General features: G+C 55.8%; 21 protein-coding genes. 9 read left to right on the forward strand and 12 right to left on the reverse strand.

The annotated features are described in order from the left end of the window. Nucleotides 1-7: 7 nt before the first annotated feature. Nucleotides 8-1,438: a purine-cytosine permease family protein gene (locus PSJE_RS02820; RefSeq protein ID WP_090455226.1), complete on the reverse strand. Its 1,431-nt coding sequence runs from the start codon at nucleotides 1,436-1,438 to the stop codon at nucleotides 8-10. A gap of 322 nt (nucleotides 1,439-1,760) precedes the next feature. On the opposite strand from PSJE_RS02820, the gene PSJE_RS02825 reads away from it, so the two are divergent. After that, entirely contained in the window at nucleotides 1,761-2,429 is a 669-nt protein-coding gene (locus PSJE_RS02825; protein ID WP_057714838.1) for an FMN-dependent NADH-azoreductase, read from the forward strand. 33 nt (nucleotides 2,430-2,462) lie between these two features. Beyond that, entirely contained in the window at nucleotides 2,463-3,803 is a 1,341-nt protein-coding gene (locus tag PSJE_RS02830) for an amidase family protein (RefSeq protein ID WP_090455224.1), read from the forward strand. Nucleotides 3,804-3,831: 28 nt separating this feature from the next. Here PSJE_RS02830 and PSJE_RS02835 read toward each other — a convergent pair whose 3' ends face one another. Both PSJE_RS02835 and PSJE_RS02840 read right to left on the reverse strand, forming a co-directional pair. After that, nucleotides 3,832-4,773, reverse strand: a complete 942-nt coding sequence (locus tag PSJE_RS02835) for a LysR family transcriptional regulator (protein ID WP_090455223.1) — start codon at nucleotides 4,771-4,773, stop codon at nucleotides 3,832-3,834. An 86-nt stretch (nucleotides 4,774-4,859) separates the two neighbouring features. Further along, a complete protein-coding gene (locus PSJE_RS02840) occupies nucleotides 4,860-5,474 on the reverse strand; it encodes a DUF1989 domain-containing protein (RefSeq protein WP_079246752.1) in 615 nt (204 codons plus the stop codon). A 130-nt stretch (nucleotides 5,475-5,604) separates the two neighbouring features. On the opposite strand from PSJE_RS02840, the gene PSJE_RS02845 reads away from it, so the two are divergent. After that, entirely contained in the window at nucleotides 5,605-6,474 is an 870-nt protein-coding gene (locus PSJE_RS02845) for a LysR substrate-binding domain-containing protein (RefSeq protein WP_090455221.1), read from the forward strand. On the opposite strand, the gene PSJE_RS02850 is transcribed toward PSJE_RS02845, so the two are convergent. After that, the gene (locus PSJE_RS02850) at nucleotides 6,458-7,054 is read right to left on the reverse strand and encodes a flavin reductase family protein (RefSeq protein ID WP_090455219.1); all 597 of its coding nucleotides are present in this window, start codon (nucleotides 7,052-7,054) and stop codon (nucleotides 6,458-6,460) included. The two genes, PSJE_RS02845 and PSJE_RS02850, sit on opposite strands and share 17 nt — an antisense overlap. Before the next feature lie 443 nt (nucleotides 7,055-7,497). Between PSJE_RS02850 and PSJE_RS02855 the strand changes: the two genes are divergently transcribed. Then, entirely contained in the window at nucleotides 7,498-8,871 is a 1,374-nt protein-coding gene (locus tag PSJE_RS02855; RefSeq protein ID WP_090454877.1) for a transposase, read from the forward strand. Nucleotides 8,872-9,258: 387 nt separating this feature from the next. Further along, nucleotides 9,259-10,059 (forward strand): hypothetical protein, encoded by an 801-nt coding sequence (locus PSJE_RS02860; RefSeq protein ID WP_139212692.1) that lies wholly within the window; start codon nucleotides 9,259-9,261, stop codon nucleotides 10,057-10,059. Nucleotides 10,060-10,301: 242 nt separating this feature from the next. Here PSJE_RS02860 and PSJE_RS31895 read toward each other — a convergent pair whose 3' ends face one another. Together PSJE_RS31895 and PSJE_RS02865 are read right to left on the reverse strand one after the other, a co-directional pair. Further along, nucleotides 10,302-10,622 carry a lysozyme family protein gene (locus PSJE_RS31895; protein ID WP_268876097.1) on the reverse strand — a complete coding sequence of 107 codons (321 nt, stop codon included), beginning with the start codon at nucleotides 10,620-10,622 and terminating at the stop codon, nucleotides 10,302-10,304. A gap of 16 nt (nucleotides 10,623-10,638) precedes the next feature. Next, nucleotides 10,639-11,856, reverse strand: coding sequence for an MltF family protein (locus tag PSJE_RS02865; RefSeq protein ID WP_208601459.1), 1,218 nt, complete (start codon nucleotides 11,854-11,856; stop codon nucleotides 10,639-10,641). 344 nt (nucleotides 11,857-12,200) lie between these two features. On the opposite strand from PSJE_RS02865, the gene PSJE_RS02870 reads away from it, so the two are divergent. The 3 genes from PSJE_RS02870 (at nucleotide 12,201) to gfa (ending at nucleotide 15,507) form a co-directional block, all read left to right on the forward strand. Further along, complete coding sequence (locus PSJE_RS02870) at nucleotides 12,201-13,424, forward strand: patatin-like phospholipase family protein (RefSeq protein ID WP_224795386.1); 1,224 nt, start codon at nucleotides 12,201-12,203, stop codon at nucleotides 13,422-13,424. Nucleotides 13,425-13,547: 123 nt separating this feature from the next. Then, complete coding sequence (locus PSJE_RS02875) at nucleotides 13,548-13,763, forward strand: hypothetical protein (protein ID WP_057714843.1); 216 nt, start codon at nucleotides 13,548-13,550, stop codon at nucleotides 13,761-13,763. A 1,165-nt stretch (nucleotides 13,764-14,928) separates the two neighbouring features. Then, on the forward strand, nucleotides 14,929-15,507 hold the full coding sequence (gene gfa / locus PSJE_RS02885) for an S-(hydroxymethyl)glutathione synthase (protein ID WP_090455216.1): 579 nt from the start codon (nucleotides 14,929-14,931) through the stop codon (nucleotides 15,505-15,507). An 83-nt stretch (nucleotides 15,508-15,590) separates the two neighbouring features. Here the strand turns inward: gfa and PSJE_RS02890 are convergent, their stop codons facing one another. The 5 genes from PSJE_RS02890 to PSJE_RS02910 form a co-directional block, all read right to left on the reverse strand. Next, nucleotides 15,591-16,358, reverse strand: a complete 768-nt coding sequence (locus tag PSJE_RS02890; RefSeq protein WP_090455215.1) for an ABC transporter ATP-binding protein — start codon at nucleotides 16,356-16,358, stop codon at nucleotides 15,591-15,593. Nucleotides 16,359-16,388: 30 nt separating this feature from the next. Then, nucleotides 16,389-17,102, reverse strand: coding sequence for an ABC transporter permease (locus PSJE_RS02895; protein ID WP_090455213.1), 714 nt, complete (start codon nucleotides 17,100-17,102; stop codon nucleotides 16,389-16,391). Next, entirely contained in the window at nucleotides 17,099-17,788 is a 690-nt protein-coding gene (locus tag PSJE_RS02900; RefSeq protein WP_090455211.1) for an ABC transporter permease, read from the reverse strand. The genes PSJE_RS02895 and PSJE_RS02900 overlap by 4 nt, the downstream gene beginning before the upstream one ends. A gap of 92 nt (nucleotides 17,789-17,880) precedes the next feature. Further along, nucleotides 17,881-18,660 carry an ABC transporter substrate-binding protein gene (locus PSJE_RS02905; RefSeq protein WP_408003806.1) on the reverse strand — a complete coding sequence of 260 codons (780 nt, stop codon included), beginning with the start codon at nucleotides 18,658-18,660 and terminating at the stop codon, nucleotides 17,881-17,883. A gap of 73 nt (nucleotides 18,661-18,733) precedes the next feature. Further along, nucleotides 18,734-19,903: a M20 aminoacylase family protein gene (locus PSJE_RS02910; RefSeq protein WP_090455207.1), complete on the reverse strand. Its 1,170-nt coding sequence runs from the start codon at nucleotides 19,901-19,903 to the stop codon at nucleotides 18,734-18,736. 85 nt (nucleotides 19,904-19,988) lie between these two features. Here PSJE_RS02910 and PSJE_RS02915 point away from each other — a divergent pair, with 85 nt between their 5' ends. Next, nucleotides 19,989-20,978 (forward strand): LysR family transcriptional regulator, encoded by a 990-nt coding sequence (locus PSJE_RS02915; RefSeq protein WP_167362864.1) that lies wholly within the window; start codon nucleotides 19,989-19,991, stop codon nucleotides 20,976-20,978. Nucleotides 20,979-21,092: 114 nt separating this feature from the next. Here the strand turns inward: PSJE_RS02915 and ctlX are convergent, their stop codons facing one another. Then, a complete protein-coding gene (gene ctlX, locus PSJE_RS02920; protein WP_090455203.1) occupies nucleotides 21,093-22,049 on the reverse strand; it encodes a citrulline utilization hydrolase CtlX in 957 nt (318 codons plus the stop codon). Nucleotides 22,050-22,298 lie beyond the last annotated feature (249 nt).

Below are 22,298 nucleotides of genomic sequence, written 5' to 3' on the forward strand. Positions count from 1 at the left end.
ACTGAGTTTACTTAGCCAGCACCGAAGAGCTGACAACTTCCGTACGCCGTGAACGATGCAATAAATAGTAGATCCCCCCTCCCACACCAAACCCTGCCAGCCAGGACAAATCAATTCCGTCCAATGCCATTGCGAGCGGGCCTTGCAGTGATTTAATTGTCCCGACCTGAAATAACCAGGCTGCAAGTATTCCCACTGCAAGTGCAAATATGCCTCTCCAGTTCACATCAGCGCATGCACTTTGGGAGTGGTGGCAATACAGCGATTTCAAATCGACCTGACCACGGCGAATCAGGAAAAAATCAACCAGCGTGATACCAGCCCAAGGACTGATCCACACCACGAAGAACACCATCAGGTTTTCAAAGGCATGTACAAACTCGCCCGATTGCAGAAACAGGTAGAGCATGAACAGCGCAACCACGCCCGAGACCATCGAAACCGCCCAGCGTGGAACACGCAGATCCAGAGACAACGTCGCCAGCGCTGCGGAATAAATGACCACGATGTTGGTGGCTACCGGGCCATGCAACAGCACAAGCAGAACCGGCAGCGCCATTGTGCCGAACACCGCGATGATCAATTGTGCAGGATCCGAACCTCCGCCCGCGGAAGCAATGGTAGCGCCCAGAAAGGCCAGCCATACAGTGGGCAGGAACATGCCCAGGAACGTCGACCGAAACACCTGGCCGTCAGACAGTTTGCTCTGGGTGAAGCGGGTGTAATCAGAGGCGTATACCAGCCATGAAATGCCCCAACCGATCCCGATCGCCGTCATCAGGCTGCTCATGGCCGACAGCTTGCCGAAGCCCTCGGTGGTGGATGCCTGCCACTGGATATCCACATGGGTGAAGGCCAGCACGGTCATTACTACCATGATCAACAGAATCACCGGCATGGTGTAGCGCTCGAAGCACTTGATGGCGTTAAAGCCCCATGCCGCAATGCCGACCTGAAGAATCATGACCGCCAAAGCGATCCCGTACTTGAGTTCCATGCCACCGCTGATACCGATTTTTTCCAGGGCTGCCACTGCAAGATCAAGAACGATCCAGGTGTTGGTGGCCACCCAGCCCATAGGCATCAGCACTTGCATGATGGTGGGGAGGTAGGCACCGCGCCGGCCAAACGCCAACCGGGAAAGCACCATTTGCGGTACGCCCGTGCGGTGTCCCATGATGCAGATGCCGCCGAACAGAGCCGCGCCCAACAGGTTGCCGACGACAATCACCAGCAGGGTTTCCCACAGGCTCAAACCCAGCTGGATACCGATTGCACCGAGCACCCAGTTGATAGGCGCGACATTAGCCCCGGCCCAGATCCAGAACTGGTCCAGCGGCGTTGAAGTGCGATGGCTATCGGGCACGGGCTCAATGCCCAGCGCATCATAATTGGCCTCGTTGATTACGCTTTTTTCAGAATTGCGACGGGTTGACATTATTATTTTCCTCGCTGACCGGCGACCACGTGAATCGCCCCGAGCCATTAAAGCGAGGTCTGTTCTTTTACGTAATTGATAATAACTAAAAGACCCTTTAGCAAAATTACCGCATTAAGTTTTACTCAATTGCCCCCGCGAACAGTCAGTCCATCCTCCTTTTAAAAATCGAAGTTGACATCCACGCCCACAAATAAAACTCGCTTATTGAGTTTTATTTAACGCACCTAAAATTAATGTCAATAGCCTCACCCTCGATGGTCGTGGCCAACTTGTTGCAGCCATTGAGGTAATTCCGCCTCAGGTTCAAAGGAAGTTTCACATGACCACCCTTCTTCATATCGATGCTAGCGCACGATCCGATCGTTCCCTGAGCCGCAAACTGTCCCAGGCATTTGTCGAGGCTTGGGTTGATCGCGATGACAAGACGCAAGTCATTGTCCGTGACGTTGGGCACAACCCTCCACCGTTCGTGACGGAGGCATGGATTGCCGCAGTTTTTACTCCCGAAGAGCACATGACGCCGGAAAAACGCGAAGAGATCCGCCTCTCGGATGAGTTGATCGATGAGATCGATCGCGCCGACGTCATCATCATGGGTACGCCGATGTACAACTACGGAATGCCGGCAGCCCTCAAGTCCTGGTTCGACAAAGTCATTCGCATTGGCAAGACCTTCACCTTTGATCTTGACCGCGGCGACTACCCACTGGAGCCGATCATGAACGGCAAGAAGCTGGTCATTTTATCTTCCCGGGGTGAATTCGGATTTGGCCCGGGAGGTGTGCGCGAAGCGATGAACCACCTCGACACTCACATCCAGACCTGTGCTCACTACCTGGGCGTGAACGAAACCCACGTCATCTCCATCGACTATCAGGAATTTGGCGACGCCCGCCACGAAGCCTCCATCGCCGATGCGTTCGATGCAATTCCGGTGCTGGTCAGGCAGTTGGTTGAAGATCGCCAACGTCAGCTTTTGCCGGCCTGATTGCCAGGTACCGCCGTCAAAATGGGAGAAACCATGATCACGATGATGCAAACCGCTGAACGATTGAGACAAGGCCTGACGACACCCGATAAGTTGATCGAGTCGGCCTTGGCGGCGATCAAAAACTCGGCGTACGTGTTCATTGATGTGCTTGAACAGCGCGCTTTCAATGATGCGAAAGCGTCGACCAGGCGTTGGCGTCAAGGGGCTCCCTTGAGCCCTTTTGACGGGATTCCCTATGCGGTCAAGGATCTGCTGGATGTCGTCGGTAGTCGAACAACCGCCGGCTCCATCACCCGGATCGACGCTCCGATGGCGGTCGAGGATGCGGAGGTGATCGCAGCCCTCGCCGCACTCGGTATGATCCCGCTGGGTAAAACCAACCTCACGGAATTTGCTTACTCCGGGCTTGGCCTGAATCCGCATTTCGGAACACCGACCTGCGATGTCGCGGTCAGCGAGAGCCGCGTTCCTGGCGGGTCTTCCTCGGGCTCGGCCATCGCTGTTCAACGAGGTATCGTCACCTGCGCCATCGGAACCGACACTGCCGGTTCGATCCGCATTCCGGCGGCATTCAATGGATTGGTCGGGTACAAGGCTTCTACGAGTCGTTACAGCATGAAAGGCCTTCACCCACTCGCCATTACGCTGGATAGCCTGGGCCCTTTCGCCCATACCGTGGCGGATTGCGTTGCACTGGATACGGCGATGCGAGGCTTCAAAGACGTGGCCATCGAGGCTGCCAACCTTTCAAGCCTTCGCTTTGTGGTCGACGACGGTGTGATGTCTGACCCGGCGTTACAGCCAGTGGTCCAGCACAACCTTGTTTCGATGATGGAGCGGCTTCGTGCAGCCGGTGCACAGGTTGAGCGTCGGCCGGTTCTCGCGGTTGCCCGCACCAGAGAACTCATTGCCCGCGAGGGCTGGCTGGGTGCGATAGAAGCCTGGCGCCTGCTGGGAGCGATAGTCGAAGGTCCGCAGGGGCATCAGATGGACAGGCGCGTGCGCCATCGTCTGCGCACGGCCAAGGAGGTCGATCCAGCGAGCGAAGCCAGGATCCGCCATCTGCGCACGGAGCTGATGGCGGCCATGGAGCGTGAGCTCGATGGCGCTATTCTGGTCATGCCGACGGTCAAGCACGTCGCCCCGCCGATGGCGCCACTTTCGAATGACGACGAACTGTTTGCGAGCGTCAATCTCGAGACCTTGTCACTCACCATGATTGGCAGCCTGCTGGATATGCCGGGTGTGGCAATCCCGTCCGGCAAGGACAGCATTGGCCTTGCAACGTCGACTTTATTTTCGACGACCCAAGGCCGCGACGATCAACTGCTCAGTGCGTGCCTGGCTATAGAAACGCGCCTTTGTGACTAATGCCTATCAGTCACGCCATGGCGCTAACTCAGGAAGTGACAGCCAACGGTTGTCCTGCCAGATCATTCAGGGCATTTTCCCTGAATGATTTGGCTTCGCTCAGGAGCCAGTTTCTGAACAACGAAAGGCTGCGGCGCGCACTGCAGTGGTGGTCTTCTATAAGGTGGTAGGTGAAACCAGGCAAACTCGGACCTTGCAGTCGATGCATCTGTCCAGAACGAAGCTCATGGTCAATCAATACATTGCTGCACAACAGCGGCCCAATCCCGCGCTCAACCGCATGTAGCGCCAGGGTTTCCTCGCTGTACCAGGAGATACGAAATTCCCACGATGAATCGTGCTCCACCTGAGCCAGCCAAGCTGACCACGAGGGCGCTTCGAGCGATTGATTCTTCCATTTGAACGCCAGCAGCGAGCGATTATGAAAATCGTTGATCGTTGCAGTACGGTTGGCCGGACAGATACTTTTGTCCGCGACCGCGATGTATCGATCCTCGAACAGCACCGGCCCCATCGCATGGGCATCGAATGGGCCATAACGAATCGCCAGATCGACAGTCTCGGAACGCAGGTCCACGACTTTCTCCGAGGCATGGATGGACACTACTATGTTTGGATAGATCGAGTTGAACTTCGTCAGTCGCGGCATCAACCATCGCTCCGCGAACGCGCGCGTGGTGGACAACTGAATGGCATCCCCCTCCTTTGGCGAACCGATCAAGGCAAATGCTTGGGCAATTTGGTCAAAACCGTCTCGTAACAGCGGGTAGATCGCTTTTCCGGCGGACGTGAGGGTGACCGTACGGCCCCTTTCCAGAAGTTTTTGCCCCAGCCCGTCCTCCAGTTGTCGGACCTGATGGCTTACCGCCGCGACCGTGACAGAAAGCTCATTGGCAGCCGCGGAAAAACTCTGGTGACGTGCTACCGCCTCAAACACTCGCACAGAATTGAGTGGGGGGATTTTGCGCATGGTTTTCTCCGGACACCTGACTGTGTGCTGGCAACGGGTTCAGTGTCCCGCCGGCAGACATCGCCCGCCAGCATGTTTTTTTGAGATCAGTTGACGCTGTAGTGAACATCCTGAGGCTGCATGCCATTAACCGCCGTAATGTCCTGAGGACAGGCAGAGAGGACCACAATAGCGTCCATTTCAGCTTTAAGGCAGACGTACTGCCCAGGTTCACTAACTGGCGCGGCGAATTCGATGCATCCGTCCTGATGAACCGGAACGTTCATAAAGAGATTCAAGGGGCTAGGTGTTTCGTGGACCTTGAGGCCGAGGTTTTCCAAGGCTAGAAAAAGGTTTTCATTGCAACTGTCGTGATGGCCGACAACCCCCAGTTGCACGTAACGGGTCGGGTCACACGCGGCGACCAGCGTGTCGTGCACACCGGGAGTGGTGTCCTCGGTGAGCGTGAGGATTTTCTGTCGTTTGTTGGTGAGGAAGCTGTCACCCTCGCTTGGGTTAAGCTTCAACCAGAACGCACGGCTGTGCTCCATCGACATAGCTTCGGCGAGGTCTGCCGGGTTAAAGGCCCAAGTGTCCACAACCTGCTTGCCATGGGTGTTTATGAGTTTGATGGATTGCCCCTGTTTCAACCGGATCGCTACGCCCCGTCGTGCAGGCAGACGGGTCAGTTTACCGGGTTGGATCGACATCACTGCGTTCATGCCTTTGTTCTCCTCTTTTCAGGCTGATGGCCGGCGTACCGGGTATCTGAATTCAAGGAAAACACAGCACAACTCTTCAAACCAATAATATAAAGTGGCCTCGGTATAAGCTAAATCTATAGGGTATCCCATGCGAATCCGGCAGCTCGAGTGCTTCAGAACTTTGATGATCCACGGCACGATGACCCGAGCGGCAGAGCTGTTGAGTATTTCCCAGCCCGCCATTAGCAGCACCATCGCCAATCTGGAGCATGAGACGGGCTTGAAGCTGTTCGTGCGCAAAGGTGGTCGGCTGCAACCTACGCCGGAAGCACGACTGTTTTTCGTTGAAGCTGAACGGGCGCTGGAGGCGGTGGAAAAAACCAATCGGGTCGCCAAGGAAATCCGAACGGGAAAACGAGGCCATCTGGCGATCGCCGCCTACGCCAGTATCTCGATCAACCTGTTGCCACGGGTGATGGCCGGGTTCGCGAAAGAGCGTCCGGGGCTTGAGCTGAAAATCATTACCCGAAACTCTCAGTCTGTCCGTGAGCTAATGAACACGCAGCAATTCGACCTGGCCATTGCCGAGTTGCCCCTCGACTACCCCACCTCCAGCATGGAAGTGATCTCGTATGAATGTCAGTGCATGGTGCCGCTCGGCCATCCCCTCGCTCAACTGGAGGTGATCACCCCGTCGGATCTGGATGGCGTACCCTTCGTTTCACTGTTCAAGGGCGACCCTATCTACCAACAGTTGGCCATGGCTTTTTCGGCGCACGGGTCAGCCTGGAACGTGGTGGCCGAGACTGAATTCTTCTCGACGGCATGCGAATTGGTTTACGCTGGCATGGGTGTCGGGATCGTCGACCCGGTGGTCAGCCGGCCCTTCACCAAAAATTTGGTTCTCAAGCCCTTCTCGCCAGCGATCAGATACGAAATTGCACTGTTGCTTCCCACGCAGGAAGAGCCCTCGCAACTGGCACGAGAATTTGCCCATTTCCTCAAGCAACACCTTTAACGATGCTGCCGATGGTTGAAAATTGACCATAACCGAGCCGGGCGAGTGGCCGGATTCTGGAGAGGTCGATACGTCCGTCAGTGAGGCAGGCATCATTGATATGAACGCCGACCACCCGCCCGATGATCAGCAGATTTTCCTCTAGCTCCGATGGAAGCTCGACGGCTTCTAACAACACGCACTCAATGTGTATTGGCGATGCTTTGACTCGTGGAGGCTTCACCAATGAGGACGCTTCGAACTCCAGTCCCGCCCGTTCAAACTCATTGATTTCGGGCCGCTCCACATCACTGGTCGTCCGGACCTGAACACGCAGATCAAAGCTGGCCATGTTGCAGACGAATTCTCCGGTTTCAAGGACGTTTCTGGCGGTGTCTTTAGCACCGTGTCCATGACGGCCATTGGAGCCGAACACCACAATCGGCGGGTTCTGCGACAGCGCATTGAAGAAGCTGTAAGGCGCGAGATTCGGTACCCCGTTTTTACCGAGTGTGGAAATCCATCCGACAGGTCTGGGGACCACGCAACTCATCCAATGTTGGTTGATCTCTTCATCATTACGGCCAACTACAAGAAACATGAAATACCCTCCCGAGTTCAGTGATAGCGGGAGTGGAACACCATTGCCGGTCAATAAATAATATTGAATCTTGCACTGACTATAAGTGAATCTTATACAACCATAGATGGATGGGCGTTGCCTATTAATCTGGCGCTGGAAACGCTCGGTACCAATCGATACTCCTCCGCTGTAAGCATCCGGTGACACATCACCTCATTTCCCAAGGCCGGAAGGTTTGCTTACCATCATCTTACATCCATGGCACAGACCTCGAAGCGAATGGGCCGACGGTAACTTCCTGTTCCGGGTGCTGCCGAAAGCAGACCTTGACGAACGTCCGCTTTGGGTTGTGGATTCAACCGGTCACGACAGGCAGCAATCGGCCGATTCTGTTGAAAAAGTAGCTCCCCTGTCTGGCCTGCGGCAAAATTGCTTCATTGGCCGGCGGGGGATCACACAGCATGATGGGACAGTTATCGAGTGGGCAGGAGCGACTGTTTTACTCGTTCAACCTTGACGATCACATCCCAGCCAATCACCTTCTGCGCAGCATTGATCGGTGTCTCGATCTGAGTGATTTGCGCCATCACCTCGCCGACTTCTACAGCCCGATTGGGCGCCCGTCGATTGATCCTGAATTGATGATCCGCATGTTGATCGTGGGCTATTGCTACGGCATACGCTCAGAGCGGCGGTTGTGCGAAGAGGCCCATTTGAACTTGGCGTATCGCTGGTTCTGCCGATTGAGCCTTGAAGATGAAGTCCCCAATCACTCGACCTTTTCCAAAAACCGACACGGCCGTTTTCGGGACAGCGATCTGTTTCGCTGGCTGTTCAATGAAGTGCTGCGTCGTTGCATGGACGCCGGTCTGGTCAAGGGCGAAGGCTTTGCCGTGGACGCCAGCATCATCAAAGCGGATGCGAGTCGGCAGCGCGGTGTACCGGGTGATGAACCGGTCAACTGGAGCGATCCGGCCCTGAGCACCCGCGCCGTGCGTGAGTATCTTGAGGCACTCGATGAAGAGGCTCTGGCCGAAACGCTACCGAAGCGTCTATCGCTGACTGATCCTCAAGCCCGCTGGACCGCAGCTCCAGGTGGCCCAGCGTTCTACGCTTACTCCACGAATTATCTGATCGATACCGAGCACGGCGTGATCATGGATGTGGAACCCACACCGGCTCATCGAACCGCAGAAGTCGAGAGCACCAAGACGATGATCGATCGCGTTGAGGCGCAGTTCGACATCAAGCCGGAACGCCTCATTGGCGATACCGCTTACGGTACCGCGCCGATGCTGGCCTGGATGGTGGAGGAAAAAGACATCGAGCCGCATGTGCCGGTGTGGGACAAAACCGAACGCAAGAACGACAGTTTTTCGAGCAACGATTTCCGCTGGAATGAAGAGACTGAGGAATACTGCTGCCCGGCTGGCAATGCATTACGTAGCGAATGGCGAGCCTTCAAGAACGAGCGTTCGCACATCACCAAAGCCAACACCATCATCTTCCGATCCAGACAGACTGACTGCGCGACGTGTCCGATGAAAGCCAAGTGCTGCCCGAACACGTCGTTTCGCAAGATCGCTCGCAGCGTTCATGAAGCCGCTCGTGACGTGGCTCGACGCATCGCGGCGACGCCGGAGTACGTGCGCTCTCGCCACGAACGTAAGAAGGTCGAAATGTTGTTCGCCCACCTCAAGCGCATCCTGAAATTGGATCGCTTGAGACTACGTGGCATGAGCGGCGCGACCGATGAGTTCACACTGGCGGCTGCGGTACAGAACCTGCGTCGACTGGCCAAATTTACATCTCAAGGTCCGCCTGCCCCGGGATAGGTGCGCCTGCACTAAGCCAAAAACCTCAAATTAACCCAATAACAAAGCAACAATGGTCAACGAAGGGCCGAGAAACCACTCAATGTGGTGAGTAGGTTCTCTGGTGGTGGCCGTGCCTGAGTTCAGGTGATCTGAAAATCCGACTTTTTCAACAGAATCGGTCGTTTTCTGCCTCTCGCGATGGGCAGAAAACGGCCAGAAGCAGACACTTTTCAGACCTGAAGAAGTCGGTACCTCACAATACCTTTTAACTTGATAGAGCACAGATGTTGCGAAATAGCCTATCCTGAACTCGTACGCCGAGCACTTACATCGAAGAATATGAAATATCCCTAGGCCGTGAAAATTACTTCCCTTAGCTCAACGTTAGAGCTCGGAGAGTTAGCAATGAACAATAACAACATGCCAAATCAGACTACTCCGAAAAAACCGCCCCACACATCCAATGACGAAAGCGTAGTTGTTTCTGAATTAACTTACGCCCCGAACGTAGTTCCTTTTAAAATCCGCTTACGTAATATTACGCTGTCAGTCGCCCTCCTAATCTATGGAACATTTGGAGTGGTAACCGACAACTTTGTGATTCCCGGCAAGCACACAGTAGTAACGCTGTATGGCTACCCAGCTTGGATCATGTATGGAGCTCTGTTGTGCTTGGTGGCTAACCTGACAGCTGAGATAATTGATCATTACGACATCCGGAACAATGAAGGAAGTTTCAAGAAATTTGAAGCATTTACTCGAAAAACTGGATGCACGCTGTTTATTCTTGCATTGATTTTATATGTCGTGAAACATGATCAAGATTACGTTTGCGAAGATAGTGCGATCCTAAAAACAACTAGCGAAAAAATTGGCCTTACTGCGGTCGCATACAATCGCTACTGCGCCCTGCATAATCCACTCAATGCGATCGAGCCACTACTACAAGTTGCTATGATTCCTTCGACATATACTATGCCAGTCAAGTTTATTGTCGCCGTAAATATGAATCAGACAGATATTGTTCGTATGTACTGGAACGACGCAAAGCTGACCCTTGAGTACCGCCCGCGTCAAGATAAAAAAGGCATGAACACTCTTCCAAGTGTCAAGAGTAGATCACCAGTTCCGGTTGAGCTGATTGACGTGAGCTCTAACCCGGTGGTACAGGAAACGCGCCACGATAAAGCCGCACAGAAGCCCTGACCTGAACGTTACTGAATGATCGTTTTTTGCCCGTTTTCTACCTGGTGCAATAGGCTACTATGGGTCGGATGCTGCCCCTGGCCAGAGGCAGAAACCGGCCAAAAGCTGTCTGTCGATTCCGCCGAATAAAACACAGGCGATCTGCTTCTTATTGCCGCTCAATGCGGTCCACAGAAACGTGGGTGATACAGATATCCAGTTCGAAGCCTGTATCGAGCGCTTTTTTGGAGCACTTTGATAAGTCAAAGCGCCTCTTTACTCTGGTCTTTCAGCTTCTGCGTAGCCTCCTCTTTCTCCTTCTTAGCTTCCATGATCAATTGGTAGGCAATGTAGTACTTGTAGATATTGCTAACGTAGGTAACCGTCTCCGCACCGATCTTCTCGGCGGCAACATACTCAACGTTGTGAAACCAGACGTTCGGATCGAGTCCACGCAGGGCGGCTTCTTTACGAAGTTTGGAAATCCTGCCCGCACCTGCATTGTAGGAAGCGAAGGCGAACAGGGCCTTGTCCAAGTTGGTCATGGGCTCCTTGCCATAGTACTGGTCGATCATCCAACGCATATACTTGATCCCGGCATTAATGTTTGGTTCGACATTCAGCAATGTTGCCGACGCCAAGTTCCTTGCCGGTGGCGGGCATGACCTGCATGACACCAATGGCGCCCACCTTGCTCTTGGCTGCCTGATTCAGTTGAGACTCCTGGTATCCCTGGGCTGCCATCAGTAACCAGTCCACAGAGTATTTGTCCCCGTACCGCTGGAAGTACTGAATCAATGCGATAAATTTCTTGCGTTCGGACTCGGCGGTGGAGGCCTTCACATATTTTTCGTTGATCAAATAACGGGTCAGAAGCATGTTCCCGGTGGTAGTCCCTTGGCCGTGGCGAGCAATGAAACCATTGACAGCAGCCTGGAGCTGCGGACTGCCCTTGCGGATCGCCCAGGCGATTTCGCCGCCGGTGCGTAAGGTGATCTCATCGTGCACCGTGATATTCGGGAAGACCTTCTTCCAGAAAACCGCCTTGTGCTTATCCACGACGATCAAAGGAATCATACCGGCGCTCAGCATCTCTATCAGGTCCTCATCCTCCAAAGCTTCCGGTGCCTCCTTGAGGATTACCGCAGGTTTGTTCTCGCTGACGAAGCGCTGATTGAGGGCTATCAGGCTCTCGTAATAACTGGAGGACTTGCGAACGAAGACTACCTGTCCCGCTAACTCGTCCACGTTGGCCACTGCGGGCGAGTCGGGACCGGATACCACTACCTCGCTGACGTTGCGATAAACAGGCGAGGAAAAATCGACTAGGTTCTTGCGCGCCTCGATCACAGTTAGGTTAGACGCCGCAATATCGCCCTTGCCGGCAATCAACGCCGGCAGCAGTTCATCCCGAGCGACAGGAATGAACACCACACGCACTTTCAGAGCCTTGTGTTTCAGTTTTTTATCCTTGGCCAGTTCCTTGTTCAGATCCTCCTCGAATACGCGAAAAGCGTCGTAAGTCAGACCGCGCTGGACACCCCTATCGACAAAATAGAAAGTTTTGCTGTAGACCGACAAGACGCGAATGACCCGTCGTTCGATCATCCCGTCGAGATCACCAGTCCACGGCTTCGCGATCTCGATCGAGATGGTGAGTTGCTCGCGTTGCGGTGTCTGAGGGGACGACTTTGTCTCGACTGCGGCATAGATCTGGCCAGCGAAAAACGTGAGCGCCGCAACGGTGTAGATGATCGGAGCTAAGCGTGCAAAAAGACGACCTGAACGGTGTATTACCAGATCGCGCGCGCCCAACATGGTCAGTGCTCCACAAGTTGTTTTCGCCTAACTTGTTCCAACTGCTCCGTCCCTAAGTTCAGCCGTGCCAAGATGGCCAAGACCATTCATCCAGAAGAACACAGCAAAGCTTAGTTCAGTGATGACAGCCGTTCCATGCCTGGTTGCCGGATGCTTGATCTGGAGGTCGCGCCATAGCAGAACGATTCAGAGATGCTATCGTTCCAACAATCGCAAGCGATCAGAATGCATAGAGAGTGACTGATCGACGTCAAAAAACCAGTCGCTTCGAAGCAGCCGACACCTGTAGACGATCGTTGAATCGACGCCACGGGCAATCGGATCGAACACTTTTCGAGTGATGCATGACTATGAAAATCACCAGTCTGGTTGTCGCGCTGCTTGTACTGATACAAGGCTTACAAGGCTGCACCATGACGCCGCCTCGCCTACCCGCGGTGCCGTCCGAATTGACGGCGAGAGCGCAGATTCCGGGAATGACCGGGGTGCGTTATGTCGGTGGCGGAGACATGACAGAGCTGAACCGAGTTGCGCTAGAAGCGCTGCAGCGGGAACAGGCTTACCTCGTGAAGCTGGGGCACAAGGGCCCCATGCCGCCAGTGACATATCTGGCAATTTCGGGCGGTGGAGACAATGGCGCGTTCACCGCGGGGTTGTTGAATGGCTGGACGGTTACAGGAAAGCGCCCTGAATTCAAACTCGTTACCGGAATCAGCACGGGCGCACTGATTGCGCCTTTCGCCTTTCTCGGGCCGAAGTATGACGCAACGCTGAAGCGGGTCTATACCACTCTATCGCCCAAAGACGTCATTGCACCGCGCAGCTTTATCTCAGGCGTTTTGAGCGACGCAATGTCGGACAATGCGCCGCTGTTGAAGCTGACGCGCCAATCAGTGACCGAGGACATGCTCAAGGAGGTCGCCGCCGAGTACGCGAAGGGCCGCTTTCTGTTGGTCGCTACCGCAGACCTCGATGCGCGTCGCCCCATTATCTGGGACATGGGAAAAATCGCGACCTATGGTGGTCCTGAGGCATTGGACCTTTTCGTGAAAATCATGATCGCTTCCGCCTCTATTCCAGGAGGATTTCCGCCGATGATGATCGATGTGGAAGTCGACGGTAAACCCTATCAGGAAATGCACGTCGACGGCGGCATCATGGCGCAGGTATTCGCTTACCCGGCCGGGATCCGTATCAACGAGGAAGCTGCAAAAGCGGGAGTCACCCGCGAGCGTAAACTCTACGTGATACGCAACGCGCGACTCGATCCGGACTGGGCGCAGGTCGAGCGCAGCACGATGAGCATCGCTGGGCGCTCGATCGCCTCGTTGATCCACAGCCAGGGCATCGGCGACCTCTACCGGATCTACGCCACCACCCAGCGCGACGGTGTGGACTTCAATCTTGGGTTCATACCGGCGAGTTTCAACTTCCCCCACAAGGAAGAGTTCGACAACGAGTACATGCGCAAGCTCTACGCCACCGGTTATGACATGGCGCTGCAGAGTTTCCCGTGGCTCAAAGTGCCGCCCGGATTCGCTTCTCCGGGTACAACAACGGGAAAATAAGCTCGATTTCGTTGAGCAAAGGAGTGGAAATGTCTCCTAGCAAAAAAACCAAAGGTACAACAAAAACAGCGGAAGTCACGGAGGACGCGCCGGTCTTTCATTGCTGATCTCTTTCACGGAGGAATGACGTTTTCGAACGCTGACCTACTCCCTTCTCTGCTCTTCAAGATCAATCATAACTTACTAGCCCTCGAAGCCGCGATCATGGAGCTTACCCTTTGGATCGAGCAGCGCGGCTCGGGTGAGATTGGAGGCAATGTGCATAATGCGTTGGCAACAATCAGCAAGAACGAAGAGTTAATCAACATGACGCTAGCGATGGCCATGACGCCTGAATGACTTTTTCCTGACAGACAGCAATCCGCCAAAAGCAGTCCCTTTTTTTGGGGGAACCTCAGCTGTAATTTGTCGATCGATTCTAATGTAGGTGAAAAGAGATTAGATGGTGATTTATGACGGCGACCGAGGATCTGATTGTTTGGAATGGTCGATGGCAAATTGCTAATGGCATCGTGTCTTGCCGAACTTGCCACGCCCAGCAAAAAGAGATTGATCGTGTTGACGCGTTTCAACACTCCCCAGATTGCGGGTACGCAGGACAACGGTGTAACCCGTGGAATGACCTGGATTTGATCTGTAAAAAATTCGGGAGTACTCCTAGATCCACGCAAGCACGCAATGGTTTTTGATTGATACTGCAATGTCCGATATGGGGCGACTGCTGCCCGTCACGACAGACAGAAGTCGGCTGTGGATTCAGGTCCACAGCGCAGATGCGTTCAAACTCGTCCTCATCGTAGGTGCGTAGGGTCGCCGGCGCGCCGCGCCAGGAAATACCGGCGTTGGCAAATGCCACGTCGAGACGCCCGAACTGCTTGACGGCCTTACGCACCACTGATTTCGTCGCATCGGCATCGGCATCGGCATCGGCATCGGCATCGGTGACGTCGTGCTGGAGGTTGCTGGCTAGTACTCCCCTATGAACATAAATCGATGAACAATATCCCCACGATTCTGCCTGTACTCCCCCAGAGCAAGGAGACGGTCCTCTTATGAACACATGACATCGCCCACAAGTTAAATGCTGTATTAAAGCAGATCCCCGCCTCAGTTCTGAGGTCCACAGCTCTAGCTCTCTGAACCAACTCTTTGAATTCTCGCGAACTGATTTGTAGATTTGCCATCGATGCTTCAGACATTAAGTTTTCGTGCTCACCCTGCGATGTGTCCGAAGCAATATCGACGCTGGATCAGTGGGAATCCACGAGCAATAAGAAACCGCTTGCTACCCGGTTTTCAGGGCGTCTTTGAACTATGATTTTCTCTGGGATACCGGAGGCGACAGCCACTCTTTCTCCCCGTGGTCGCTTGGCCCAGGCGATCTTCGGGTCGATAAATCCAAAGGCGTCGAGGGTCGCACCCAGTTGCCGAAGATGGTCCAGGATGCGATGAGGTGAACGGCCCAAGGCACTTTCGTCTGACACCCTGAAACGGAGAAGCCAACGTGAACACCTTGAAACTTCACCCTGCACTGGACAATGGTCTCCAGCCTGCCGCTGCGAATTTCACAGGAGGCACCCTGCAATGCTTGTGTGCGACCGACAAGGTCGAGGTCAAGATCGACGCACAAACCCTGCATAACCACGCGTGCGGCTGCAGCAAATGCTGGAAACCGCAAAACGCGACATTCGCCGTCATTGCCGTAGTACCTCGGGATAAGGTCAGCGTCACTGCCCACGGTGAAAAACTGGCAATTGTCGACGAAACCGCCACCATTCAGCGGCACGCCTGCAAGCAGTGCCACGCCCATCTCTTCGGGCGCATCGAGAACAAAGACCATGCATTTTATGGTCTGGACTTCGTCCACACCGAGCTCTCCCCCCAAAGTGGATGGGCTGCGCCGAGCTTCGCGGCGTTCGTGTCCTCCATCATCGAAACCGGCACACCGCCAGCGCAAATGAAGGCCATCCGTGAGCGCCTGCGCTCGATCGGCCTGGAGCCCTATGACTGCCTGTCCCCGGACTTGATGGACGCAATGGCGACTCATGTCGCCAAACAGAAAGGCCTGCTCCCCGCCGCCTGATTGATCGGCCGCCGCGGTTTCTTCATCGGACCGCGGCCCCGACATCCCAAAAAAACCACTTCCCGCACACTGGGCACGACAGGTTACTTCAGACTACCCGACAAAAACTGTTTCAACCGCTCGCTACGGGGCTGTTCCAGCACAGCGCTCGGCGCCCCCTGCTCCTCCATCCGGCCCTGATGCAGGAACATGACGTGGTTCGACACCTGCCTGGCAAACGCCATTTCATGGGTGACCACCACCATTGTCCGGCCATCTTCGGCAAGCTGCTGCATGACTTTGAGCACCTCACCCACCAGTTCGGGATCCAGCGCGGAGGTCGGCTCATCGAACAGCATCACCTGGGGCTCCATGGCCAGCGCGCGGGCGATAGCAACGCGCTGCTGCTGGCCGCCGGAAAGATGGACCGGATACTGGCTTTCAACCTTGGCTGGCAGACCTACCTTGGCGAGGTAATGACGCGCACGCTCCAGGGCTTCCCGTCGACCGATGCCCAGCACGCTCATCGGGCACTCAATGAGGTTTTCCAGCACCGTCATGTGGCTCCACAGATTGAAGTGCTGAAACACCATCGATAGCTGGCTGCGCACAACCTGCAACTGCCGGGGATCGACCGCACACAAGTTGCCACTTTTGTTCTTGCGGGTCAGTAGCTCCTGCGAATTGATGATGATCCGCCCCGCCGACGGTTGTTCCAGATGGTTGATACAGCGCAGGAAGGTACTTTTCCCGGACCCGGAGGAGCCGATGATGCTGATCACATCACCCGCTCTGGCCTTGAGCGAAACACCCTTGAGCACTTCGTGGCTGCCGTAGTTTTTATGGACATCTTCAACGATCAATTTATACATGCGTGCAAGTCCGATGATTCAGGGTGTGGTTCAGTGCGTGCGAGGGTTAAGGTAGGCCAGCCAACGCAGTTCGCCGCGCCGAAACAGCCAGATCAGGAAAAATGCGCTGACGGCATACAGCACCCCGGCAATGCCGAATGCGCTGAACGAGGCGTAGGTCGCCGAGTTGACGTCGCGGGCAATTTTCAATAAATCGGGCACCGTGGCGGTAAACGCCACCGAGGTGGAGTGCAACATCAGAATCACTTCATTGCTGAAAAACGGCAGTGCCCGGCGCAACGCCGACGGCAAGACAATCCGGCGATAGAGCGTGAACCGACTCATCCCATAGGCGCGGGCAGCCTCGATTTCGCCGTAGGGCGTCGCCCTGATCGAGCCGGCAAAAATCTCGGTCATGTAGGCACAGGTATTGAGGCCGAACGCAAGCACCGTGCAGTTGAAGCCGTCGCGGAAAAATGCATTGAGAAAGTCCTGGGACCGAACCACGTGCAGGCTGTATACCCCGGTGTAGAAGAACAGCAGCTGGATGTACAACGGGGTTCCGCGAAACACATAGGTGTAACACCAGACCGGTAAACGGAGCAGCGGATTGCGGCTGACGCGGGCAATCGACAACGGCACCGCGAGCAGGAAGCCGATCACCACCGACAGAATCAACAGCCACAAGGTCACTGCCAACCCGGAAAAATGCGGTCCATCACTCCACAGGTAGGCCTGCCAGTAGTCTTCGAAAATGCTGGTCATGGCGCAACCTTCCTGACACCCACCGAATAACGGTGTTCAAGCCACAGCAACACCCCGTTGGACACCGTGGTGATAGCCAGGTAGATCAGGCCGCCCACCAGCGTGAAATAAAAGAACTGCATCGAACCCTTGCCCGCATCCTGGGTGGCCTTGACCACGTCGGTCAGGCCGATAATCGAGACCAGCGCCGTGGACTTGATCAACACCTGCCAGTTATTGCCAATACCCGGCAACGCATGTCGCAGCATTTGCGGGAACAACACCTTGCGAAAGGTTTTCCCCCGGCTCATGCCGTAGGCCCGTGCCGCTTCGAGCTGGCCGGCCGGAACGGCCTGGAAGGCACCGCGAAACGTCTCGGTAAAGTACGCCCCGAAAATGAAGGACAAGGTCACGACACCGGCCAGAAACGGGTCGATGTCGATCTGACTGAACCCCAGCCAATCGGTCATTCGGTTGAGCAGCATCTGCAGACTGAAGAACAGCAGCAACATGATCACAAGGTCCGGCATGCTGCGGATCACCGTGGTGTAACCCGTGGCCAGAGCCCGCAGTAAACGGTTGGAGGACAATTTGGAACTGGCGCCAAGCAGGCCCGCCAGGACCGCGATCAACAATGACCACAGCGCCAGTTTGATTGTGGCCAGAGTGCCCAGCAGGATTTGCGGGCCAAAGCCTTCCAGAAGCATTTCACTCTCCTTGTTCTTATTAGGTTGAGGTGAAGGGGTGGCTCAAGCAGAGCGGTCTGGTCGACCACCCTGCCCAACGTTGTGAGGGGGCGTTATTTCGCGCCGTAGACGTCGAAATCGAAGTACTTTTTGTTGATTCGCGCGTAAATGCCGTTGGCCAGAATGGTCGCCAGTGCCTTGTTCAAGTCTTCACGCAACTCGACATCGCTCTTGCGCAAGCCAATGCCATCACCGACGCCGAAAAAGTGCGGGTCATCCAGGGTCGCGCCGGCAAACTCAAAATCCTTGCCCGCCGCTGTGCCCAGAAAGCCGTAACTGGCTTGAATAGCGCCCTGCAGGGAGGCATCAAGTCGGCCTACCACCAGGTCGGCGTACACCTGGTCCTGATTCTGATAGGACAACACCTCCACTCCTTTCTTCCCCCAGACGGCTTTGGCATACGCTTCCTGGGTCGAGCCCTGCTCCACACCAATGCGTTTGCCCTTGAGCGATTCAAAGGTCGGCAACAGGCCCGACCCACGCTTGACCACCAGCCGTGCCGGCGCATTGGAGACCTTGTCGGTAAACGCAATCTGCTCGAGACGCTTGGGCGTCACGGTCATCGACGACGCCACTGCGTCGAACTTGCGCGCCAGCAGCGCCGGGATCATCCCGTCCCAGCTGCTTTCAACCCAGACACAACGGGCTTTCAGTTCCGCGCACAGCGCTTCGGCGATGTCGACCCCGAAGCCAGTCAGGGTGCCGTCCTGATTTTTGTATTCCAGCGGCGGGTACGTAGGGTCGACCCCCAGTCTCAAGACTTTGCCAGACCAGTCGGCCGCGCCGACCAGGCTGGATGCCGTCAAGCAAACCAGTGAAACAGCAGCAATCATCTTGTTCATTGTCATTTTCCTCTTCAGACCGCAGACGTTCTTTGTACAGACTGACGCTCGGCAATACGGCGTCTCAACTCAGAAAACGTTCGACTAGCTTGACCCAGTAACTCGCCCCGATCGGCAGGCAGGCATCATTGAAGTCATAGCCAGGGTTGTGCAGCAGGCACCCGCTCTCCCCGTCGCCGTTGCCGATCACCAGATAGCTGCCGGGGCATTTCTCCAGGATGAAGGCGAAGTCTTCACTGGCAGTAAAGGGCCGCAGGTTATCGATCAGTTGCCCTTCCCCCAGCCACTCCCGTGCGACCTCTCGGGCAAATGCGGTGGACTCGGCATGGTTGATCAACACGGGATGACAATGCTGATAATCGATTTCGGCCCGGGCACCGAAACTGGCGGCCTGACCGTTCACCAACTCGGTGATTCTGACTTCGAGCAACTGGCGAATCTCGGGGGTCAATGCGCGCACGCTCAGGCTCATCCGTGCGCTGGACGGGATGACATTCGAGGCAGTTCCGGCATGAATGGAACCCACCGTGATGATCGCCACGTCCTGCGGGTTGACGTTGCGCGAGACGATGCTTTGCAATGCGATCACGATCGACGAGCAAACCACCACCGGATCGATCGCTTTGTGCGGCACCGCGCCATGGCCGCCGTTACCGATGATGTCGATCGTCACGGTGTCGGCAGACGCCATGAACGGTCCGCTGTAAAACCCCAGGTGTCCGGCGGGGTAGCCCGGCACGTTATGCATGGCGAAGATCGCGTCACAGGGGAACCGTTCGAGCAGGCCTTCTTCCAGCATTTTCCTGGCGCCGCCCAGCCCTTCTTCGGCCGGTTGGAAAATCAGTTGCAAAGTACCCTTGAACGCCCGGGTCTGCGCCAGGTGCCTGGCGGCCGTCAACAGGGTGGCCGTATGACCGTCATGGCCGCAAGCATGCATGACGCCGTCGATCCGGCTGGCGTAGGGTAAACCGGTGGTCTCCTGAATCGGCAGTGCGTCCATGTCGGCGCGCAGACCGATGGACCGGCCCTCACCATTTTTCAAGGTGCCGACGACGCCGGTCTTGCCGACACCGGTGCTGACCTGGAAACCCCACTGAATCAAACATGCGGCCACCCGCTCGCTGGTAGCGAACTCTTCAAAACCCAGTTCGGGATGTGCGTGAAGGCTGTGACGCAACGCGATCATTTCATCCTGCATCGCTGCAATACCAGGCAAGACATGGCCGGCGTTCATTATTGTATTCCCTCGAAAAGACCTGAGCGGTCGCTGAGCTGGATCTTAGGGAACGGAGTCTGGGCTGGGGAGGCCCAGTTTGGTTATGATGACAACCACAAGTTGTCATCAGGGTGAGCAGATGAAACTGCATCAATTACAAGCACTGATTGCCAGCGCTGAAACCGGCAGTATCCGGGCGGCGGCGCGTTCACTGGAGATTTCCCAGGCGGCCGTGACCAAAGCGCTGCGCGAATTGGAAACCGCTCAGCAGTTACCGCTGTTCACCCGAACGCCCAGCGGCCTGAATTTCACCGAATACGGAAAAGTATTGCTGACTCACGCCCGCCTCGTGATCAAGCAACTCGAACATGCGCAAACCGAACTCGATCACATGCGTGGCAAGGCTCAGGGGCGGCTCTGTGTAGGGATCACGCCCTGGATAGCCCTGACCTTCCTGCCCGAAGTGGTCCTGGCCTTTCGTGAGCGCATGCCGCAAATCCGCCTGGAGTTGTTCGAAAGCCTGATGGCCGTGGCCCAGCCGCTATTGCGCGACGGCAGCATGGATTTTGCGATCGGCCAGCTTCACCCTGCGCAATCAACGCAGGAGTTCGCCTGCGAAACGCTGCTCGATTACCAGACCTCGGTGTTGGTGCGCCAGGGCCATGCCCGGCAGAGCGCTCGATCGATCCATGAACTGCTGGAGGAAAACTGGACGCTGAACTACGCACCCGACGGACACGACGGGCTGATGCAGGAGCTGTTCTGGCAACATGGCGCACAAATCAATGAAAACCGTATCGTTCGCGCCCACTCACTGGCGATCCTGCAGATGATGGTCGAGCAGGCCGACATGTGCACCTGGGGGCCGTCCATCGTCAGTATTGCCCCACCCTTCCTCGGCCGAGTGGTGTCCCTGGACCTGGCCGAGCAGTTCGAGCCCAGACATCTGAGCATCGTTACACGCCGCAATGGTGCGCTGAGCAACCCTGCGCTGTGCTTCACCGATTGCCTGTTGCAGGTGATTCGGCGCCATGCACGTTCGGGGAAGAAGGAAGATCGGCAACTGTTTGAAACGCTGCGGTTGTTGGTTTGATTAGCGCCTCGGCTGCGAAATCGCAGCCGAGGCGGCTGCATTTGCCGTGCTCATCTCTACAAATGAGATGAATGCGGACATACAGGGGCTGCCGCCAGCTGCGATCTTTTTCGGTCAGCGATCCAAGCCGCTGATGGTTGCAAGGCAGGCACTGCCACCCTGCCTGGGCAGGAACACCTCGGCCAACATGCAGCGCGCGCTGCCGCCACCGATGCGCTCGATGGTGTCGATGTTCACTGGCAACGGCGTGGTGTGAGCTTCGATCAAGCGACGCTGATTGGCGTCCAGTGATTGCCAGGCTGTGCGCGACATCACCAGCAGCGGCTCGCCCGCTGCGCTGTGCACTTCCAGCATGTTGCCGGCAAAGGACTCCAACTGTTCCCAGTTCAAGGCGATGACCTGTTTGCCGCTGGTTTCGAGTCGTTCACGCAGCGCCGTACGTTCGCCCGAATGGGGCAAGGACGCCAGGCAAGCCACCGCCAGGCGGGTGCCGACACTCATCATCACATTGGTGTGATAAATCGCCACGCCCTGGCGATCCACCGCGTTGAACGCACAGAGTTCATAGCCCAAATGGGTGACCAACTTATCCAGGGCCTGGGCGTGGGTTCGCGTGGAATACCCGGCGTAGCAAATCCGCTGTTGCCGATCCAGGACCATGCTGCCGGTGCCCTCCAGGAAAACCTCCTGCTCTTCGAGGCTGGACAGGTCTAGCAACTGCTCGACCCGGTATTCGCCCAGCAGCCCGTCGAGTACACCTTTGTCCCGCTCCAGTCGCCGGTTGTGGCCCTGCATCGGATACAGCACCAAGGTTCCATCCGGGTGGCTGCTCCACCAGTTGTTGGGGAAGATCGAGTCCGGGGTATGGGGCGCCTCTCGATCGTTATGCACCAGGACTTCAACGCCGTGCCGACGCAACGCGGCGACATAGCCATCGAACTCGGCAAGGGCCTTGAGTTGAACGTCTTCAGCAACGGTTGCCGGACGCTGGAAGCGGTTGTTCGCCGCCGTGTCCTGATTGAAGGAGAAACGTGTCGGGCGAATCATTAAAACTGTATTGGTGGTTTGCATGGGCACAGACTCAATGAGGGTCGAGAGAGGCTCATTGTCTGTTTCGAGGTGGGAAAAACCCGGTTGATAACAGCTGTTGCGCTGATGAAAACGGCTGAAGATTCTGACCCCTTCAGCCGATTAGGTGAACAACACAAAGCAAATGTGGGAGCGGGCTTGCTCGCGAAGGCGCAGGGTCATCCAACATCAATGTCGACAGACACACCACCTTCGCGAGCAAGCCCGCTCCCACCGTTTTTATCCGTTTGA

This window comes from Pseudomonas jessenii (genome assembly GCF_002236115.1).
GTDB classification, from domain to species: domain Bacteria; phylum Pseudomonadota; class Gammaproteobacteria; order Pseudomonadales; family Pseudomonadaceae; genus Aquipseudomonas; species Aquipseudomonas jessenii.

Excerpts from the sequence above, each read along its gene's own strand:
- PSJE_RS02820 (WP_090455226.1), bottom strand. The coding sequence starts at position 1,438 with ATGTCAACCCGTCGCAATTCTGAAAAAAGCGTAATCAACGAGGCCAAT.
- PSJE_RS02825 (WP_057714838.1), top strand. The coding sequence starts at position 1,761 with ATGACCACCCTTCTTCATATCGATGCTAGCGCACGATCCGATCGTTCC.
- PSJE_RS02830 (WP_090455224.1), top strand. The coding sequence starts at position 2,463 with ATGATCACGATGATGCAAACCGCTGAACGATTGAGACAAGGCCTGACG.
- PSJE_RS02835 (WP_090455223.1), bottom strand. The coding sequence starts at position 4,773 with ATGCGCAAAATCCCCCCACTCAATTCTGTGCGAGTGTTTGAGGCGGTA.
- PSJE_RS02840 (WP_079246752.1), bottom strand. The coding sequence starts at position 5,474 with ATGAACGCAGTGATGTCGATCCAACCCGGTAAACTGACCCGTCTGCCT.
- PSJE_RS02845 (WP_090455221.1), top strand. The coding sequence starts at position 5,605 with ATGCGAATCCGGCAGCTCGAGTGCTTCAGAACTTTGATGATCCACGGC.
- PSJE_RS02850 (WP_090455219.1), bottom strand. The coding sequence starts at position 7,054 with ATGTTTCTTGTAGTTGGCCGTAATGATGAAGAGATCAACCAACATTGG.
- PSJE_RS02855 (WP_090454877.1), top strand. The coding sequence starts at position 7,498 with ATGATGGGACAGTTATCGAGTGGGCAGGAGCGACTGTTTTACTCGTTC.
- PSJE_RS02860 (WP_139212692.1), top strand. The coding sequence starts at position 9,259 with ATGAACAATAACAACATGCCAAATCAGACTACTCCGAAAAAACCGCCC.
- PSJE_RS31895 (WP_268876097.1), bottom strand. The coding sequence starts at position 10,622 with ATGCGTTGGATGATCGACCAGTACTATGGCAAGGAGCCCATGACCAAC.
- PSJE_RS02865 (WP_208601459.1), bottom strand. The coding sequence starts at position 11,856 with ATGTTGGGCGCGCGCGATCTGGTAATACACCGTTCAGGTCGTCTTTTT.
- PSJE_RS02870 (WP_224795386.1), top strand. The coding sequence starts at position 12,201 with ATGACTATGAAAATCACCAGTCTGGTTGTCGCGCTGCTTGTACTGATA.
- PSJE_RS02875 (WP_057714843.1), top strand. The coding sequence starts at position 13,548 with ATGACGTTTTCGAACGCTGACCTACTCCCTTCTCTGCTCTTCAAGATC.
- PSJE_RS02890 (WP_090455215.1), bottom strand. The coding sequence starts at position 16,358 with ATGTATAAATTGATCGTTGAAGATGTCCATAAAAACTACGGCAGCCAC.
- PSJE_RS02895 (WP_090455213.1), bottom strand. The coding sequence starts at position 17,102 with ATGACCAGCATTTTCGAAGACTACTGGCAGGCCTACCTGTGGAGTGAT.
- PSJE_RS02900 (WP_090455211.1), bottom strand. The coding sequence starts at position 17,788 with ATGCTTCTGGAAGGCTTTGGCCCGCAAATCCTGCTGGGCACTCTGGCC.
- PSJE_RS02905 (WP_408003806.1), bottom strand. The coding sequence starts at position 18,660 with ATGATTGCTGCTGTTTCACTGGTTTGCTTGACGGCATCCAGCCTGGTC.
- PSJE_RS02910 (WP_090455207.1), bottom strand. The coding sequence starts at position 19,903 with ATGAACGCCGGCCATGTCTTGCCTGGTATTGCAGCGATGCAGGATGAA.
- PSJE_RS02915 (WP_167362864.1), top strand. The coding sequence starts at position 19,989 with ATGATGACAACCACAAGTTGTCATCAGGGTGAGCAGATGAAACTGCAT.
- ctlX (WP_090455203.1), bottom strand. The coding sequence starts at position 22,049 with ATGCAAACCACCAATACAGTTTTAATGATTCGCCCGACACGTTTCTCC.